The organism is Rhodococcus sp. 06-235-1A (genome assembly GCF_002258785.1).
Classification (GTDB): domain Bacteria; phylum Actinomycetota; class Actinomycetes; order Mycobacteriales; family Mycobacteriaceae; genus Rhodococcoides.
The window spans coordinates 19,095-36,158 of record NZ_NOYI01000012.1 but is presented as its reverse complement, the minus strand read 5'-3'; the positions used below and the strand labels follow the sequence as shown (position 1 = coordinate 36,158).

The 17,064-nt window shown below is 65.3% G+C and carries 18 protein-coding genes; 8 read left to right on the top strand and 10 right to left on the bottom strand.

Translation table 11 applies throughout. From position 1 onward, the window contains the following. Positions 1-52: 52 nt before the first annotated feature. Positions 53-1,417 carry a shikimate transporter gene (gene shiA / locus CH275_RS10555; protein WP_256990969.1) on the top strand — a complete coding sequence of 455 codons (1,365 nt, stop codon included), beginning with the start codon at positions 53-55 and terminating at the stop codon, positions 1,415-1,417. After that, on the top strand, positions 1,414-2,250 hold the full coding sequence (locus CH275_RS10550) for a shikimate dehydrogenase family protein (protein ID WP_179276100.1): 837 nt from the start codon (positions 1,414-1,416) through the stop codon (positions 2,248-2,250). The genes shiA and CH275_RS10550 overlap by 4 nt, the downstream gene beginning before the upstream one ends. Here the strand turns inward: CH275_RS10550 and CH275_RS10545 are convergent. From CH275_RS10545 to CH275_RS10520, 6 genes are read right to left on the bottom strand one after another with little or no spacing between them, the layout of a single operon-like run. Then, positions 2,240-3,094, bottom strand: coding sequence for a biotin-dependent carboxyltransferase family protein (locus CH275_RS10545; RefSeq protein WP_094677863.1), 855 nt, complete (start codon positions 3,092-3,094; stop codon positions 2,240-2,242). The two genes, CH275_RS10550 and CH275_RS10545, sit on opposite strands and share 11 nt — an antisense overlap. Further along, entirely contained in the window at positions 3,091-3,693 is a 603-nt protein-coding gene (gene pxpB, locus CH275_RS10540) for a 5-oxoprolinase subunit PxpB (protein WP_094677861.1), read from the bottom strand. The genes CH275_RS10545 and pxpB overlap by 4 nt, the downstream gene beginning before the upstream one ends. Beyond that, positions 3,690-4,451 (bottom strand): LamB/YcsF family protein, encoded by a 762-nt coding sequence (locus tag CH275_RS10535; RefSeq protein WP_094678631.1) that lies wholly within the window; start codon positions 4,449-4,451, stop codon positions 3,690-3,692. Before CH275_RS10535 ends, pxpB begins: the two co-directional genes overlap by 4 nt. A 10-nt stretch (positions 4,452-4,461) precedes the next feature. Continuing rightward, a complete protein-coding gene (locus tag CH275_RS10530; RefSeq protein ID WP_094677859.1) occupies positions 4,462-5,340 on the bottom strand; it encodes a metal ABC transporter permease in 879 nt (292 codons plus the stop codon). Then, entirely contained in the window at positions 5,337-6,170 is an 834-nt protein-coding gene (locus tag CH275_RS10525) for a metal ABC transporter ATP-binding protein (protein ID WP_094677857.1), read from the bottom strand. Before CH275_RS10525 ends, CH275_RS10530 begins: the two co-directional genes overlap by 4 nt. A gap of 48 nt (positions 6,171-6,218) precedes the next feature. Next, positions 6,219-7,238 carry a metal ABC transporter solute-binding protein, Zn/Mn family gene (locus CH275_RS10520; RefSeq protein WP_094677855.1) on the bottom strand — a complete coding sequence of 340 codons (1,020 nt, stop codon included), beginning with the start codon at positions 7,236-7,238 and terminating at the stop codon, positions 6,219-6,221. Positions 7,239-7,381: 143 nt separating this feature from the next. Between CH275_RS10520 and CH275_RS10515 the strand changes: the two genes are divergently transcribed. Beyond that, positions 7,382-8,488, top strand: coding sequence for a LacI family DNA-binding transcriptional regulator (locus tag CH275_RS10515; RefSeq protein ID WP_094677853.1), 1,107 nt, complete (start codon positions 7,382-7,384; stop codon positions 8,486-8,488). A 153-nt stretch (positions 8,489-8,641) separates the two neighbouring features. On the opposite strand, the gene otsB is transcribed toward CH275_RS10515, so the two are convergent. Then, positions 8,642-11,194 (bottom strand): trehalose-phosphatase, encoded by a 2,553-nt coding sequence (gene otsB / locus CH275_RS10510; RefSeq protein ID WP_094677851.1) that lies wholly within the window; start codon positions 11,192-11,194, stop codon positions 8,642-8,644. Between the two features lie 59 nt (positions 11,195-11,253). After that, a complete protein-coding gene (locus tag CH275_RS10505; RefSeq protein ID WP_094677849.1) occupies positions 11,254-11,997 on the bottom strand; it encodes a FadR/GntR family transcriptional regulator in 744 nt (247 codons plus the stop codon). An 80-nt stretch (positions 11,998-12,077) separates the two neighbouring features. Between CH275_RS10505 and CH275_RS10500 the strand changes: the two genes are divergently transcribed. Then, positions 12,078-12,638: a gluconokinase gene (locus CH275_RS10500; RefSeq protein WP_094677847.1), complete on the top strand. Its 561-nt coding sequence runs from the start codon at positions 12,078-12,080 to the stop codon at positions 12,636-12,638. A gap of 121 nt (positions 12,639-12,759) precedes the next feature. After that, positions 12,760-13,062 (top strand): WhiB family transcriptional regulator, encoded by a 303-nt coding sequence (locus CH275_RS10495; protein WP_094677844.1) that lies wholly within the window; start codon positions 12,760-12,762, stop codon positions 13,060-13,062. On the opposite strand, the gene CH275_RS10490 is transcribed toward CH275_RS10495, so the two are convergent. Beyond that, entirely contained in the window at positions 13,035-13,559 is a 525-nt protein-coding gene (locus CH275_RS10490) for a GNAT family N-acetyltransferase (RefSeq protein WP_256990968.1), read from the bottom strand. The two genes, CH275_RS10495 and CH275_RS10490, sit on opposite strands and share 28 nt — an antisense overlap. Before the next feature lie 269 nt (positions 13,560-13,828). Between CH275_RS10490 and CH275_RS10485 the strand changes: the two genes are divergently transcribed. Then, positions 13,829-14,569, top strand: coding sequence for a dienelactone hydrolase family protein (locus tag CH275_RS10485; protein WP_094677842.1), 741 nt, complete (start codon positions 13,829-13,831; stop codon positions 14,567-14,569). Positions 14,570-14,604: 35 nt separating this feature from the next. Here the strand turns inward: CH275_RS10485 and CH275_RS10480 are convergent, their stop codons facing one another. Next, positions 14,605-15,108, bottom strand: a complete 504-nt coding sequence (locus CH275_RS10480; protein WP_094677840.1) for a sugar O-acetyltransferase — start codon at positions 15,106-15,108, stop codon at positions 14,605-14,607. A 124-nt stretch (positions 15,109-15,232) separates the two neighbouring features. Here CH275_RS10480 and CH275_RS10475 point away from each other — a divergent pair, with 124 nt between their 5' ends. Continuing rightward, the gene (locus CH275_RS10475) at positions 15,233-16,174 is read left to right on the top strand and encodes a LysR family transcriptional regulator (RefSeq protein ID WP_094677838.1); all 942 of its coding nucleotides are present in this window, start codon (positions 15,233-15,235) and stop codon (positions 16,172-16,174) included. A 145-nt stretch (positions 16,175-16,319) separates the two neighbouring features. Then, positions 16,320-17,057 (top strand): DUF2637 domain-containing protein, encoded by a 738-nt coding sequence (locus CH275_RS10470; RefSeq protein ID WP_094677836.1) that lies wholly within the window; start codon positions 16,320-16,322, stop codon positions 17,055-17,057. Positions 17,058-17,064: the final 7 nt, after the last annotated feature.

The following is a 17,064-nucleotide window of genomic DNA, read 5'->3' as shown; positions in this document are numbered from 1 at the left end:
TGCGAATAACAAACAACTGTGCGCGATGCGCACAAAATCGAAGGGCCGACAAGTGAACGTTGACGTCGCAGTCGCGGACGGATCCAGAGCACGGAAAGCTGCCATCGGCAGCTTCGTCGGTGCCGTGGTCGAGTGGTACGACTTCCTGCTGTACGGCATCATCGCCGCGCTGGTGTTCAACTCCCAGTTCTTTCCGAGCGTCTCGCCCGCGGTCGGTGTGATGGCCGCGTTCGCGACCTTCGGTGTCGGCTTCCTGTTTCGGCCCCTCGGCGGAATCTTCTTCGGCCACTTCGGTGACCGCCTCGGCCGCAAGCGCATGCTGATCTGGACCATGCTGCTTATGGGCGTCGCTACGGCCCTGATCGGCCTGGTTCCCAACTTCGAGTCGATCGGCTGGTTCGCACCGCTGCTGCTGGTGCTGCTGCGTGCGATCCAGGGCTTCGCCGTCGGCGGCGAATGGGGCGGAGCATCTCTGATGGCCGTCGAGAGTGCGCCGGCGAAGAAGAAGGCCTTCTACAGCAGCGGCGTACAGGTCGGCTACTCCGTCGGCCTCATTCTGGCCACCGGCGCGGTCACCATCATGAGCAACCTGCTCAGCGACGACGCATTCACCAGCTGGGGCTGGCGCGTACCGTTCCTGGCCAGCGCAGTGCTCGTACTGTTCGGCCTGTGGATCCGATCCGGTGTCGAGGAATCACCCGTGTTCGAGCAGGCGGTGGAGGAGAGCGGCGAGAAGAAGAAGCTGCCGGTCATCCAGGCGATCACCGAGCACCCCGGTTCGTTCCTCAAGATCATCGCGCTGCGCATGGCCGAGCTGTTCACCATGTACATCGTCACCACGTTCGCACTGAGCTACACCGTCAACGAGCTCGGCTACGAGCGCCAGTTCATGCTCAACGTTGCGCTGTTGGTCGGTGCCATCGGCATCCTGAGCATCCCGACCTACGCGGCGATCGCCGACCGCTTCGGCCGCAAGCCGATCTTCGTCACCGGTGCCGTCGTCGGCGCACTGGCTGCCGTGCCGTTCTTCCTCTCCTTGCAGGCGGCCTCGGTCGTCGCCATCGTGATCCTCGCCGTCATCCTGGTCAACGTTTCGCACGACATGGTGGTCTCGGTGCAGCAGCCCCTGTTCACCGAGATGTTCGGCCCCGAACTTCGCTACAGCGGAGCCGGTGTGGGCTATCAGGTTGCCAGTGCGATCGCCGGTGGCTTCACCCCGTTCATCGCAGCGGCGCTGGTCAGCTGGAACGACGGATCCTGGCACTACGTCGCGGCGTACCTGGCTCTGGGATGCATCATCTCGGCCGTGGTCGCAGCACTGATGAAGAACATGGGCTCCTCCGACGTCACGTCCATCTCCGAACAGGCTCCTGCTGCAGAAGCTGTTGTTGCAGAGCGTGTCTCGAAGTCGGTATGAGCTCGCTGACCCTGGTCGGTTCGCACGCGTCCACCGCGATGTCACCCGCGCTGTGGACGCGTGCGTTCGAGATCGCCGAGGTGTCGTCCAGCTACGACGCCTGGGAGGTCGCCGATGTTGCCGACCTGCCCGACGTCGAGAGTGCCCTGCGGGTCGGCCGTACCGATGCGGCGAACGTGACGATGCCCTGGAAGCACTGGGCTGCAACGGTTGCCGACGAGGCGCATCCGGATGTGACGGTCTCGGGGGTGGCGAATCTGCTGTTCCTGCGTTCGGGTGCGCTGTTCGCCATGAATACCGACATCGCGGCGGTGCGGGCCGCGACCGCGGGACGTACCTTCGGCTCGGCGCTGCTGCTCGGAGCCGGGGGAGCCGCGCATGCTGCGGCATTCGCTTTGCAGGGCCGCATCGACAGGCTGGTGATCTCGGACGTCGACCGTGGTGCGGCCGAAGGTCTCGTCACCGAGCTCGACGGGTACGACGGTTCCGTCGCGGTAGTGGACTGGTCGGATCGAGCAGTGGATCTGGACTCCTACGACCTGGTGATCAACGCGACGCCCATCGGACGAGACGGCTCGGAGGACCAGCTTGCCTGGGGCACAGGCGAACTGGCACCGTCGGCAACGGTGTACGACTTCGTGTACGCCGACACGCGCAATGCCGTCGAGTCCTATGCCGCCGATCGCGGAATCGAGCTGATCGACGGATGGACGCACCTGTTCCACCAGGCCGACGCCATGGTTCGACCACTCGGTCTGCCCGAACGCATGTCGGATGCCCTGCGCCGCAGCATTCGGGAGATCTGCCCCGCTGCGGCCGGGATCAACCGATAGCGCGGAAACGCACCCGAGTGCCGGGGGTCAACTGTGCGGCGAAGGACACGTCCGCTGCGGTGACGACGGCGATCACCGGATAACCGCCTGTCACGGGATGGTCGGCGAGAAACAGCACAGGCTTGCCCGACGGCGGAACCTGTAGCGACCCGAGAACCATCCCTTCGCTGGCCAATTCGTCGTCTCTCCTGCGGCGCAAGGGTTCGGCACCGTCGAGCCTGATCCCGACGCGATCGGTGTCCGGTGTGACCGTCCACGGCTGCTGCACCAGAGTCGACAAGGCTTGCTCGGTGAACCAGTCATCACGCGGCCCGAACTTCACGTGCAATGTCTCTTGGGGCGATGGCGGCGGCAGGAAATCTGCAGCCGGCCATTCGGCACTGCCGTTGCCGACGTTCAGAACATCACCGGGGGAGAGAGGGGCCGGGCCGATGCCCGACATCGTGTCCGTCGAGCGACTGCCCAGGACGACGGGCACGTCGATCCCGCCCCGTACGGCGAGGTAACTGCGCAGACCGCATGTCGGCGTTGCCAGTTCCAGTTCCTGCCCGGCTCGGACCACGAGCGTCGAATACAGTCCTTGCTCCGTGCCGTCCACACGGCAGATCACCTGCGCCCCGGTGACGGCCACGAGTGCGTCGTACTCGGCGCGCAGCTTCAGGCCGCCGAAGGTCACTTCCAGCGTCGCGGCGTCGGAGTTGTTGCCCACCAACCGGTTCGCGGCGTCGTGTGAGAGCAGATCCGCCGCACCCGAGCGGCCGACTCCGATCGATGCGTGCCCCGGGCGGCCGCGATCCTGCACGGTGCACAGCGGCCCCGTCTGCAGGACGGTCAGGGCTCTCATGCCCGCTCGAAGCGGACGACGGTGCCGGGTCGCAGCAGCGCGGGTGGGTCTCGGTCGAGGTTCCACAGCTGTGCGTCGGTGCGTCCGATCAGTTGCCAGCCGCCGGGGGACGAGCGCGGATAGATGCCCGAGAACTCGCCCGCCAGCCCCACCGAACCGGCTGGAACGCTGGTGCGCGGCGACGTGTGCCGCGGAACCTGCAGCCTCTCGTCGGTACCGACGAGATAGCCGAATCCTGGTGCGAAGCCGCCGAACGCGACGGTCCATGTCTGATCGAGATGTGCAGCAACGACTTCCGTGGTGGACAGGCCGGTGAGGCGGGCCACTTCGGCGAGGTCGTCGCCGTCGTAGACCACCGAGATTGTCACGATGTCGGACCGGTCGTCGGCTGTGGTGACTGCGGGTTCGGTGGCCGAGATCCAGTCCACTATGGGCTGCTTCGGCCCGTCGAACGTCACCAACACCGTGCGAGCGGCCGGAATCAGATCCACGACCGGAGGCGGCGCATCGGCCGCCAGCGCCCGGAAGTACGCCATTGTCTCGTCCAGCCCGTCGAATTCGACCAGTAGTGCATTCTCACCGGCCGAGAGGACCTTCATCGGACGAATGCCGAGATGTCGATACCGTTGGCGCGCAGTAGCTCCGAGACGGCGGTGGCCATTGCGACTGCGCCGGGGGAGTCGCCGTGCAGGCAGATGGATTCGGCCCGAACGTCGATGGTCGAGCCGTCCACGGCAATAGCAGTGCCGTCGGTGACCATGGTCAGCACGCGGTGGGCGACGGCGTCGGGATCGGACAGCACGGCCCCGGGTTCCGAGCGCGCGACCAGGGTTCCCTGCGGTGTATAAGCGCGGTCTGCGAATGCCTCTGTGACAGTGCGGAGTCCAGCTCGTTCCGCCTCCTCGAGGAAGACCGAGCCGGGGAGCCCGAGCACCGGCAACGTCGCGTCGTAGGCGACGACGGCGTCGACCACGGCCTTGGCCTGCTCGCGATGGTGCACGATCGCGTTGTACAGCGCACCGTGCGGTTTGACGTAGGCGACGGCCGAACCAGCGACCTGCGCGAGCGCATCGAGGGCACCCATCTGATAGATCACGTCGGCAGTGAGGTCAGCGGGGGAGACGTCGAGAAATCGTCTGCCGAACCCGACGAGATCCTGATAGCCGACCTGTGCTCCGATTCGTACGGCCGCGTTCGCGGCGGAGCGGCACGTCCGCAGCAGCGTGGTGGGATCACCGGCATGGAAGCCGCACGCAACATTGGCGCTCGAGACCACGGAGAGCATGGCGTCGTCGTCGCCGAGAGTCCACGATCCGTAGCTTTCGCCGAGATCGGCATTGAGATCGATGGACGTCACCCTCGACATCCTAGGCGGCGACGAGCCGTCCGGAATTGGCCTTGCGGGTTCCGCCGACGGCGCGGCACACGAGGTAGATGACGAAAGAGATGGTGGTGACGAACGTCGAGACCGGTAGGCCGGGGGCGAGGGAGAGCAGGATGCCGCCGACGGCCGCGATCTCGGCGAACACGATGGACAGCAGCGTGGCCTTGAGTGGGCTGGCCGTCACTCGTGCGGCGGCCGCGGCCGGGGTGATGAGGAGCGAGAGCACCAGCAGCGCACCGACGATCTGAACGCCGAGTGCGCAGGCGACACCGACGAGCACGGCGAACACCACCGAGAGAGCGCGGACGGGGACGCCGCGGGCCAGCGCCACCTCGGGGTCGGTGCTGGCGAACAGCAGTGGACGGTAGACCACCGCAAGCACGATCAGTACCAACACCGCGCACACCAGCAGCAACTGGATGCCGCTCTGCCCGACGCCGACGATCTGGCCGATGAGCAGCGAGAAGCTGGTGCCGGTTCGGCCGGGGTAGAGCCAGATGAACAGCACCGACAGGCCGAGGCCGAAGGACATGATGACGCCGATGACCGAGTCGCGGTCGCGGGCCTTGCTGCCGAGCAGGGCGAACATCACCGCCGCGACCACGGATCCGACGATGGCTCCGAGGCCGACGGTGATACCCACGAGCAGTGCGGCAGAGGCACCGGTGAGCGAGAGTTCACTCGATCCGTGCACCGCGAAGGCCCACTGGCGGCTGACGATCAGTGGGCCGAGTGCGCCTGCGAGCAACCCGAGGATCGCGGCGGCGAGCAGTGCCTGCTGGACGAAGTCGTAGGTCAGGAGATTTGCGGTGGTGTCGAAGTCGAGCATCTTCGAGAATGCGTCGAGAACCTTCTCGTTCATGCCTTGTCTTCTCTGTCGTATGGCACGGGTGGGTGGTGTGCGCCTGCCGAGCCGAGGGCGTCGATCGAGTCACCGGTGCCGACGACGATGAGCCGGCCGCGAACCTTCAGCACCTCGACCTCGGTGCCGTACAGCTCGGAGAGCACCTCTGTCGTCATGACCTCCTCGGGCGTTCCGATGCGGAACCGGCCGTCGACGATGTAGACGATGCGGTCGACGAGCGGCAGGATCGGGTTGATCTCGTGCGTCACGAACAGCACGGCCGTGTCGTGCTCGCGCCGTCGGCGATCGATGAGGCTCGAGACCAGAGATTGGTTGGCGAGGTCGAGACTGAGCAGGGGCTCGTCGCACAGCAGGACCGACGGATCGCCGACGAGTGCCTGGGCGATGCGCAGCCGCTGCTGTTCACCGCCGGACATCGAGCCGACGGGTGCGCCGGCGAAGGAGTTGGCGTCGACCTGATCGATCGCACGCTGCACCGTCTCTTTGCGCTGCCGCATCCCGCGCAGTCCCATTCCCCACCGATGGCCGTCCCAGCCGAGGCCGACCAGATCGCGTCCGCGCAGCGGGAGATCGTCGTCGATGTTGCGTTGCTGGGGGACGTAGCCGACGCCCGACTGGCCGCGTCGGACGGGATTGCCGTCGATCGCGGCCGTGCCGGACGTGAGGTGATTCTGGCCGAGCAACACCTTGAGCAGAGACGTCTTGCCCGACCCGTTGGGGCCGAGAACGGCAACGAACTCGCCCTTCTCGACCGTCAGGTCCAGGTTCTGCCAGAGCGTGCGCTCGCCGAACGCCAATCCGGCATCGCGCAGTTCTACAGCAGGCATGTACTACAGCTTTCCATCAGCCGGTCCGAGATCAGGAGTCGGATCGGCTCAAGAGGCGCTTGCGAGGGCGGCCTGCAGATCCGTCGCTGCCTTGGTCTGCCACTCGATGTACGTCATCCCGGCGGGCAGGGTCTCGGTGACCTCGACGACGGGGATGCCCGCGGCCTCACTGGTGGAGCGAATGTCCTGTGTGACTGCATCTTCGGTCTGGATGTTGTAGATCAATGCGCGAACGGACTTCGAGGTGAACAGATCACGCGTCGCGGCGATCGATGCCGGCGATGGGTCGTTGCCCTCTTCGATGGAGTCCTTGAAGTCCTCGGGGGTGCGATCGTCGAGTTCGGATTCCTCGATGAGGTAGTGCGCGATCGGCTCGGTCTGCGCCACCGGTGCGTCGGGGTGATCGGCGGCGATCTTCGCCGTCACGTCGGTGATGCCGTGGACCTGCTCGTGGAAGGTCTCGGCGTTGGCGGTGTACTGCGCGGCGTTGTTGGGGTCGAGCTGACCGAGCTTGTCGGCGATCTCCTCGGCGGTGTGGGCGGCAACCTCGGCGTTGTACCAGACGTGCTCGTTGACCTCGCCGTGCGAATGGCCGTCACCGTCCGTTGCTTCGGCCTCGGTCGTCGCTTCGCCGGAAGTGGGCTCGGAGTCGTGATCGTGGCCGGCGTCGAGAAGCGTGAAGGCATCGACCGACGGCACGTCCTTGCCCTCGGAGCCGAGGATGTCCTCGATGAACTGGTCGTAGCCGCCCCCGTTGTAGACCACGAGCGACGCCTCGGCGACGGCAGCGGCGTCGGCCGGGCTCGCCTCGTAGGAATGCGGGTCCGCGGAGGGATCGGAGATGATCGACGTCACTGTCGCGAGGTCACCGGCAACCGCCTCGGCGACGCTTCCCCACACGTTCGTGGACGCGACGATCGTGATCGGTCCGTCGACGGCCGTGGCCGGTGCGGACTCGGGGCTCGCGGATTCGGTGGAGCTGCACGCGCTGAGCGTGAGTGCTGCGGCGCAGGTCAGGCCCAGTACCGCGGTGATCTTGGTCCGGGACGCGCGCTGGATGGACGACATCGATGTACTCCTGTTGAGCGGGACTTGACGCTAATGGAAACCGTTACCGTTGTACTCTAGCGCGCTGTGGTTCCCTGGCTCGAATCGGACGAAACGCGACCTCGACTTTCTCTGCGGTGCGTTGTGGGACTAACGTCCCGGTTATGGCCAGGTCAAGCGAACCGCGACGTCAAGCGACGTTGGCGTCGATCGCAGCCGAGCTGAAGGTATCGCGCACCACTGTCTCGAACGCCTACAACCGACCCGATCAGCTCTCCCCCGAGCTACGCGAACGCGTCCTGCAGGCCGCCAAACGCCGCGGTTACGCAGGCCCCGACCCCGTCGCGCGATCGCTGCGCACCCGCAAGGCCGGGGCGATCGGACTGCTCCTCACCGAAGCGCTGAGCTACTCCTTCCGAGACCCCGCCGCGATGAGCTTCCTCGCCGGACTCGCCGAATCCTGCGAAGCCGCCGGACAGGGACTGCTGCTCATCCCCGCCGGAGCCGAACGCGACGACGTGCAGGCCGCCGCCGTCGTTCAACAGGCCGGAGTCGACGGATTCGTCGTCTACTCCGTCGCCGACGACGACCCCTACCTCGCAGCCGTTCGCGAACGCCACCTCCCGATCGTCGTCTGCGATCAGCCTCGCAACATCCCCGAGGCTGCCCTCGTCGCCATCGACGACCGTGTCGCTATGAAAATGCTTGCTGCACATCTCATCTCGCTCGGGCACGAGCACCTCGCCGTGCTGTGCATGCGGCTCGGACGCGACCGCCGCGATGGCGTCGTACCCCCGGGACGGTTGGCCGACAGCCACTTCCACGTCCAGCGCGAACGCATTGCCGGAGTGCAAGCCGCCATGATCGACGCCGGACTCGACCCCGACACCCTGACCGTCGTCGAACGCTTCGACCACACCGTTCGCTCCGGTCACTCCGCGGCCGCCCAAGCGCTTCAGGCCAATCGCGAAACCACGGCGTTGCTCTGCACCACCGACGTCATCGCGCTCGGTGCACTCAACTTCGCCCGAGTCTCCGGAATCGATGTGCCGAGCCAACTCTCGGTCACCGGATTCGACGGAATTTCCGACGCCATCCGCGAGAACCTCACCACCGTGCGCCAGGACGCCGAGGAAAAAGGCCGCCGAGCAGGCAAACTGGTGCTCTCGTCCTCGCACTCGGGCATCGTCGCCGCCGAAACTCTGCCGACCGAACTCTTCCGCGGCCGAACCGCAGGTCCGCCGCCGGAACAACCGCCCGCTATCGCCTGATCTTTACCGCCGCCCCGCCCGCCCCCGTTCGCGTCAATGGACCACTGCACGGCTCAGACGTATGCAGTGCGCCATCGACGCAGCGGACCCCAGTGGGTGAATGAACCATTGCACGGGTCAGACGTATGCAGTGGTCCATTGACGCGGAGGGGGTCAAGCAGGCTGAGCGCTGAGCAATCTCGCACAACGCAGCAGACCCAGGTGACTGTAGGCCTGGGGGTGGTTGCCGAGTGAGCGCTCGGCGATGGGGTCGTATTCCTCACTGAGCAGGCCGGTGGGGCCGGCGGCACTGACGAGTTGAGCGAACAGTGCTTCGGCTTCGGCGCGCTGCCCCACCAGCAGGTATGCCTCGACGAGCCAGGCCGCGCACAGGTGGAATCCACCTTCGCCGCCGGGGAGGCCGTCGTCGTGGCGGTAGCGGTAGACGGTCGAGCCGCTACGCAGTTCGGCCTCGGTGGCGGTGACGGTGGCGGCGAAGCGGGGGTCGGCCGGGTCGATCAGTCCGGACAGGCCGATGTACAACGTCGCGGCGTCGAGGTCGGTGCCGTCGTAGGCGGCGGTGAAGGACTGCACCTCGTCGTTCCAGCCGTTGGCGAGAACTTCCTCGCGGATGGTCTCGCGCAGGGGTGCCCAACTCGGTTCGGCTGTGCGGCCGAATGTTTCGGCCAGACCGATGGCGCGGTCGACGGTGATCCACCCCATCACCTTCGAGTAGACGTGGTGACGGGGATTGTCACGGATCTCCCAGATGCCGTGATCGGGCTCGAACCAGCGGCGTTCGACGGCTTCGACCATCGCGCGGACGAGTTCCCAGTCGTCGTCGGACAGGCCGTTCTCGGAGCCCGCGTCCTTGCGCGCGTGGGCCAGTGCGGAGACCAGTTCGACGATGGGGCCGAACACGTCGAGCTGAACCTGTTGATTCGCAGCGTTTCCCACGCGGACCGGACGCGAACCGGCGTAACCGGGCAGCTCGTCGATGACGGCTTCGGGAGGCAGTCCGAGGCCCCAGATCGTGTACAGCGGGTGCAGACGTTCCGGGCCGGACACCGATTCGAGTACCCCGTGAATCCAGGACAGGTAGTTCTCGGCCTCGGCCTTGGACCCGACGTCCACCAGGGCGGTCGCGGTGAGTGCTGCGTCGCGCAACCAGCAGTAGCGGTAGTCCCAGTTACGAACTCCGCCGATATCTTCGGGCAGTGAGGTGGTAGCGGCCGCCATGATCGAACCGGACTCGGCGTGCACCAGGCCACGCAGAGTCAGTGCCGATCGCTTCATCAGATCACGCTTGAGCGGAGGCAGGTCCAGGCCGTCGGCCCAGTCCTTCCAGTAGGACTCCGCGGCACGACGACGCTCCACCTCGGCCCAGGGATGCTCACTCAGATCGTCTGTGCCGAGCCGCAATTCGAGAACGATCGGTCCGTTCGACGGATCGACCTCGGCATGCGCGGTCTGCTGCGACCCGTCGGAGACGATGTTCCAGGTGACGCCGGGACTACGCAGCACCATCGGATCCGCGGTACCGAGAACGCGCAGACCGTCCGCGTCGGGTTCGAGTGAGGCCCAGGCCTTTCCGAATTCCGGACGCGGCGCGAAGGTGACCACAGCGGTGGCCTTGCCGGTGATGACGCGGGTCAGAGCGGTCTGGCCCTGGCCGATGTCGTGCGGCAGGTAGTCGGTGACCTGCAGGCTGGCCCATTTGGTCTGCACCGTCATCGTGCCGTCCACGTACTGCTGGCTCAGCGGCAACGACGCGCGGGTGGGTCCGACGCTGAAGTGACCCGCCTGATCGCCGCCGAGCAGGTGTGCGAACACCGCTGCCGAATCGGGTTCGGGGTGGCACAGCCAGGTGACGTCGGCATCGGGGGTCAGCAGCGCAACGGCATTGGGGCTGGCCAGCATCGTCAGTCGCTCGATGCGCGGGGCGTCGGCACCCGAGAGCCACTGCCGACGCTCCTCCAACAGGAACGCCAGTGCCAGCGCGACCTGTTCGGTGCTGTCGATGCGGAATTCGGCGAGGGTCTCGCCCGGCCCGATCTTGACGCCGATATCGGGGCCGTGCAGGTGGCCGAAGGCCTTCTCGTCGGTGACGTCGTCGCCGAAAAAGACTGCGGCCGTTGCTGCTTCCTGGTGGCGGAGGATGTCGAGCGCGACGCCCTTGTCGGTGACGATGACTGCGAGCTCGATGACGGATTTGCCTTCGGTGACCTGAACGCCGTCGCGTGCTGCGGCGCCGGAACGCACGGCCGCGAGCGCTTCGTCACCGGCGGCGGTCTCGGCGTTGCGCACGTGCAGCGCGACGCTGGCCGGCTTGGTCTCGATGCTGACGCCGGGATGGGCGTCGGCGATGGCCTGCAGTTCGCCGGTGATGACGGTGAGGAGCTTCTTGGCCTCGTCGTCGATGGCGTTGACGAACCCGGCGTCGAACTCACTGCCGTGGCTGCCCACCAGCTGCACCTCGGACGGCAGCCGCGAGAGGATCGCGAGATCACGCAGGGCGCGCCCGGAGATGACGGCGGCATTGGTTCCGGCCAGTGAGGCGAGCCCGCGCATGGCGCTGACCGACTCGGGGTGTGGGAAGGCCTTCTGTGGGTCGGAGACGATCGGCGCCATGGTGCCGTCGTAATCGGACGCGACGAGCAGACGCGGAGTCCGAGCTACTCCAACGAGTGCGCGGCGAAGTTCGAGCGGCAATTCGAGAGCAGTCACCCGTCGAATCTAGGCGATGAACCTCGCCTCGGCGTACCTGGCTTTGTGCGCTCGGTGTATCACTGCTGGTCGGGCACCAGACCGGGCGACGGCGTCACACCCGAGGCTGCCGACATCGATGCGGCGGACTTGGTGACGATGGCCAACATGGCGCGCTGTGCGGCGTCGGCGTCGCCGGACTGGATCGACGACGCGACGACACCGTGCAGACGGATGGCTTCCGGGTCGGCCTGTCTCGACATCAGCGCATGGCGGGTGCGTCCGGCGAGTACCTCGACCACGATGTCGGACATCGATCGCAACATCGGATTGCCCGACGCGGCGAGCAGCGTCCGATGAAAGTTGCAATCGTGTTCGAGATACGCCTCGGAGTCGGCCGCGCGGGACGTCGACGACATCCCGATGACGGCAGCCGTCAGTGCGCCACACTGCTCGGGCGTCGCTCGGTGAGCTGCCAGCTTGGCTGCCAAAGGCTCGATGCCCGAACGCAATTCGCTGAGAAGTAGTAGTTGTTCGGCGCGAGCGGGCCCGGCCAGCTGCCAGCGGATCACCACTGGGTCCAGTGAGTTCCAGTTCTCGGAACCCTGCACGGTGATCCCCACGCGTCGCCGCACGGTCAGCAACCCCAGCGACTCGAGAACCCGAACCACTTCCCGTACCACCGTCCGCGACACGGTGAACCGCACGGCGACGTCGTCGGCCGAGATTCGGGTCCCGCTCGGAATCGAGCCGCTGACGATGTCGCGACCGAGCTCGTCGAGCACCGAATCGTGCAGTTGGCGGAAATCGCTGGTCTCGGTCATGTCCGATCGATCGTCCCACGGGTGGCCCGGTTTCTCGCGTCTGTCCGATCCGAACGAGCTCGATGCAGCAGTATCGAGGGATGGCATCGCAGACGACAGGTAGAGCACATCATCCGGTTCTCGTGGTGATGGGAGTGTCCGGATCGGGCAAGTCCACGGTGGCGGGCATCCTCGCCGGGGCGTTGAAATGGGACCTACAGGAGGGCGACGACCTGCACCCGGACGCCAATGTGGCGAAGATGGCGTCGGGTCAGCCGTTGACCGACGAGGACAGGTGGCCGTGGTTGGACGTGATCGCGGAGTGGATCACCGACCACACCACGACGGGCCGATCCGGGATCGTGACGTGCTCGGCCCTCAAACGGTCGTATCGGGACGTGCTCAGTGCCGGGTCGAGGGAGGGAGCGGAGGTGATCTTCGTTCACCTGGCCGGGACCAAGGATCGGATCAGCGGACGCCTCAATGCTCGGATGGACCACTTCATGCCGTCCTCGCTGCTCGACACCCAGATCTCGACACTCGAGCCGCTCGGTGAGGACGAGAACGCCATCGTCGTCGACATCGGTCCTCCGCCGACCAAGATCGCCGAGCAGGTCCTCGTCGAGCTCGAGAAGCGAGCGGGGATGTCCGAGAATCACTGAGCGCATCACTTTTCAAGCAAGCGCGCTTGATTTTAAGTACTACGAATGAGCGAAAGGACTTGTAAAAGTACGACGAATGAGAGAAGGTGAGCTTGTTCACTTTTCAGTGAGGAGACAGCTCATGGTGCGAGGCGCACCCGCCAGGCCGGTCCAACTTCCCGTACCCAACGCAGACGTCTGGGACTGGCAACTCGACGGCCTGTGTCGTGGATTGGACTCGTCCGTGTTCTTCCATCCCGAAGGTGAACGGGGCCGCGCTCGCTCCTCGCGCGAGAAGGCCGCGAAGCAGGTGTGCGGCCGCTGCCCGGTACTCGAACAATGCCGCCGGCACGCCCTCGAATCGAACGAGCCGTACGGCGTGTGGGGTGGAATGTCTGCACACGATCGTGCCGACTTCTACCGCGGAGCGGTCCGTACCGCTTGATCCTGCTGCGCCGTCGACGCGGGCACTTCGTAGACGGTCTCCAGGCCGTCCTCGTCATCCCATTGCTCACCGACCTCGATGAACCCGAAGCTCTCGACGAAGGCCGACGAGGGCGCGTTGTCCGGGCTGATGCTGGCGCGAACGGTACGCACGTCCGGATGCCGTCGTGCAACGTCGAGAAGGATTTCCACGGAACGCCGGGCATGGCCTCGCCGCCGAAGGCCTGGATCGACTCGGTATCCGATCTCCACCATTCCCGTCGCGTCGGGAGCGCCGTGAAAGCCGGCAACTCCGACCGGCATCGTGACATCCGGGTCGATCATCAGCCGCGTGATCCACGGTGCATCACCGGGGGTGTCGATGATCTGCTTGCTTCTCATCCGCCACAGGCCGCGGCATTCGACCCCTGCGAGGTAGGGCGAAACGTATTGGTGTGCAGCTGAAATCGATTCGTCGGATGCCAATGCGTGCACAACGTCTGCGGGAATTGCATCCATGTGAAGTCGTGACTGCCCAGGCCGAGGGTGGCACCAGGGAGTGCTCGTCACCGTCATCCCGACAGCCTGCCACGACGTCGCTCGTTCGTGACCGATCTCCGAGGGTCTGGTGTCATTGGCTCCGAACGCGTTAGTCTTCGGCCATGACCACCGGGACGGCATTGCGCCACGCACGGATCGGTGACCCGGCCTTGTTTTGACAGGCGCGCGGGATCCGCCTCGTCGTATCGATATTCATCTCTCGAATAATCGACTACGACAAGGGATTCATGCCTACCAAAACTATTCACATCCCGATGGCAGACGGTCGGGCCGACGTCTTCGCCGCCTTTCCCGAACATCGAGGGCCGGTCCCAGGTGTTCTCATGTACCCGGATGCCTTCGGTATCCGTCCTGTGCTCCGAGATATGGCGGAGAAGCTTGCCGCCCATGGCTACTACGTACTGGTACCCAACATCTTCTACAGGCACGGTCCAGCACCCTTGGTTGCGCTTCCGGCCTACATAGGAGAAGAAGCCAGACCCGACATCGTCGACCGGTTGATGCCCCTTGTTCATCAGCACACCGCCGAACGCACCGGGAGAGATGCCGACGCCTACCTTCGATTCCTTGCCGGACAACCCGAAGTGAAGGACGGCCCGATCGGAGTGGTCGGTTACTGCATAGGCGGTTTGCTCGCTACGAGAACTGCCGCCCACTCCAGCCGGGTAGCGGCCGTGGCAGCATTCCACGGCCCAGTGGGTACAGACGGAACCGACGAGCTCGCGAAGATCACCGGCCGCGTTCACTTCGGACACGCCGCAAGCGACCTGACTCCACAAGCGCTGAACGAGTTGAACACAGCGCTCGAGGCGGCTCGGTTGGATTACACCTCGGAGATCTACCCGGGCACGATTCACGGCTTCACCATGGCCGACACGGACGCCTTCGATGCGGTCGGGTCCGAGCGGCACTGGGAGCACCTGTTGGCACTGTTGGCACTGTTGGACAGTGCACTGACGTCGACATGAATCTCGTCGGCGGGGGCGTCGGCAACTACGCGTCGTCAATCGAATGTCTTGACAACAGTTGCCGGCACCCCCACCGCCAGTGTCCGCGGGGGCACGTCGCGTGTGACGACAGCGCCGGCTCCGATGATGGCGTCCGCGCCGATGGTGACGCCTTGCAGGACAATCGCCGATGTCCCGATCCAGACATTTCGTCCTATCGTGATCGGTGCAGCGGTGATTCCGGCCCGCCGCTCGATGGGGTCTGTCGGATGCCCCGAAGAGATCAGACTGACATTGGGCCCCAGCATGACGTCGTCGCCGATATCGATCCCACCGAGGTCGTTGAAGCGGCAGTTCTGATTCACGAACACATTTCTGCCAATGCGGATGTTGATCCCGTGGTCCGAAAAGACCGGTGGAATGAGGTGGAAGGCGGCGTCGACAGTCTGTCCGGTCAGTTCCTGCCAGCCCTCTCGAATGGCCTGCTGTTCGGTGTAGGGGATCGTGCTGATTTTTGCTGTGAGCATGATTGCGCGCTGAACCTTTTCGGCAAAGTTCATGGGTGGTCCTCTCTGCGAACCTCTTCCGGATGGGCATCTCGAGCAAACTGCACCCGGTGGCAGACGACAAACAACCTCGAGGTCGGCGAGTCACAACCGATGGTTGTTTGGATAGGGTTCGACGGTGGATACGGAGGCCGTGCGGACGTTCGTGGCAGCCGCAGACGGAGGTCAGTTCCAGGCCGCCGCCGACGAGTTGGGGCTGACACAACAGGCTGTATCCAAACGCGTTGCGGCACTGGAGCGAACCCTCGGTGTCTCGCTGTTCGTGCGTTCCGGGCGGGGAGTCCGGTTGAGTGTGGACGGGCAGGCGTTCCTGCCCCATGCGCGCGAGCTGGTCGAAAGTGCACAGCGAGCCGTCGGTTCGGTGGCACTGGGCAACAGAGCTTTACGGGTCGATGTTCTCAACCGTCGCACGGCTCCTGGGACCTCACTTCAGGCATTTCACAGAATTCGCCCGGAGCTCGATCTGGATGTCGTCACCCTCCCCGACGCGAACACCGACGTTGCCCTCGAGGCCGTCTTGGATGGCAGTGTGGACGCGACGTTCCGCGCCATCAGCGCTACGCGTAGTCGAACGCTTCCGGCGGAACTTCGGTCGGCGCGCGTCATCGACGACCGCCACCAACTACTCACCGGGCCGAATCACTCTCTCGCTCGGGCGGCGTCCGTCTCTCTCGCTGACCTCCGCGCACATCGGATCTGGATGCCAGGCGTGCGTGCCGACACCGACTGGGGTGCCTATTACGAAGAGTTCGGCCGAACGTTCGGGATCCGAATCGACTCGATAGGAACGAGTTTCGGCGTGGACGTACTGCTGGAGGAGCTCGCGACTTCCGCCCAGCTGTGTACCCTGATCGGTGAAGGGTCCAGGTATCTGTGGCCCGAATCCTACGATTTGCGGCGGATCCCGATTGTCGACCCCGTGCCGATCTATCCCCACTCGATCGTCTGGCGCGGCGACAATCGGCAACCGGCGCTGAAGGCGTTCGTCGAGTATCTGCAGAGTGTGAAGAACGCTCGCCCCACGGCGCAGACCTGGATCCCGCGCGCCTGGGCGGACTAGGTCCGGAAGCGGTGCTGTCGACGATGCTCAGGCCCTCGGTCTGATCGACATCCGCGGTGACGCCAGCATCGTTCGCACCTGCTTCGCGGGCTGACGGTCGTCGGCTCGACGAACTTGTCGGTGGCGTCGTGTTTCATCACGACCCATGAACAAGGTCCTGCGTGCGACGCTCGTCAGTGCGGTCGTCATCACCACCGTCATCGGAATTGCGTCGTTCGTGCTGAGTTTCGCCGCGCTGTGGGATCTCGCCACGATGGCAGGCGTTCCGCGGTCGCTGTCGTGGCTGTGGCCGGTGATCGTCGACGGCACCATTCTGCAGGCCACGATCTCAGTTATCGCGCTCGCCCAATTCGAGGATCAACGCAGTGGTCGACGCTTCTTCTGGGGCGTGTTGATCACGGCAGCGCTGGTCAGTATCGGCGCAAATGCCATGCACGCCTTCATCTCCGACGCCGGCACGCTCCACCCCGCCTTGTCGGCGGTCATTGCAACCGTCGCCCCGGTGAGCCTGTTGGCGGCGACCCACGGACTCGGCATTCTCGTTCGGGTGCCGGCGGAACTGCCGAAGCCCATCGACATAGCCGAAGAAGAACCCGCCCCCGAAGAAGCCGCCCCCGAGGAGGTGGCGATCGCGGTCCCGAGAGACGAACCCGTGGCACCTGCGCCCGAACACCCCACCCCCGAGATACCGGCACTCGCGCCGATGAAGCGCACCGAGCCTGTCCGCACCGAGCCGGAGCACATCCAGCCGGTCCGGATCGAACAACCGGTGCCCGAACCTCCCGTCACCCCGGTGCGCACGGTCGAACCTCTCGACGAGGTGGATCGCTGGATTCTCGACGAAGAACGGGTGGACGATCTCTATCCCGTCGACGCCCCGTGACATCCGA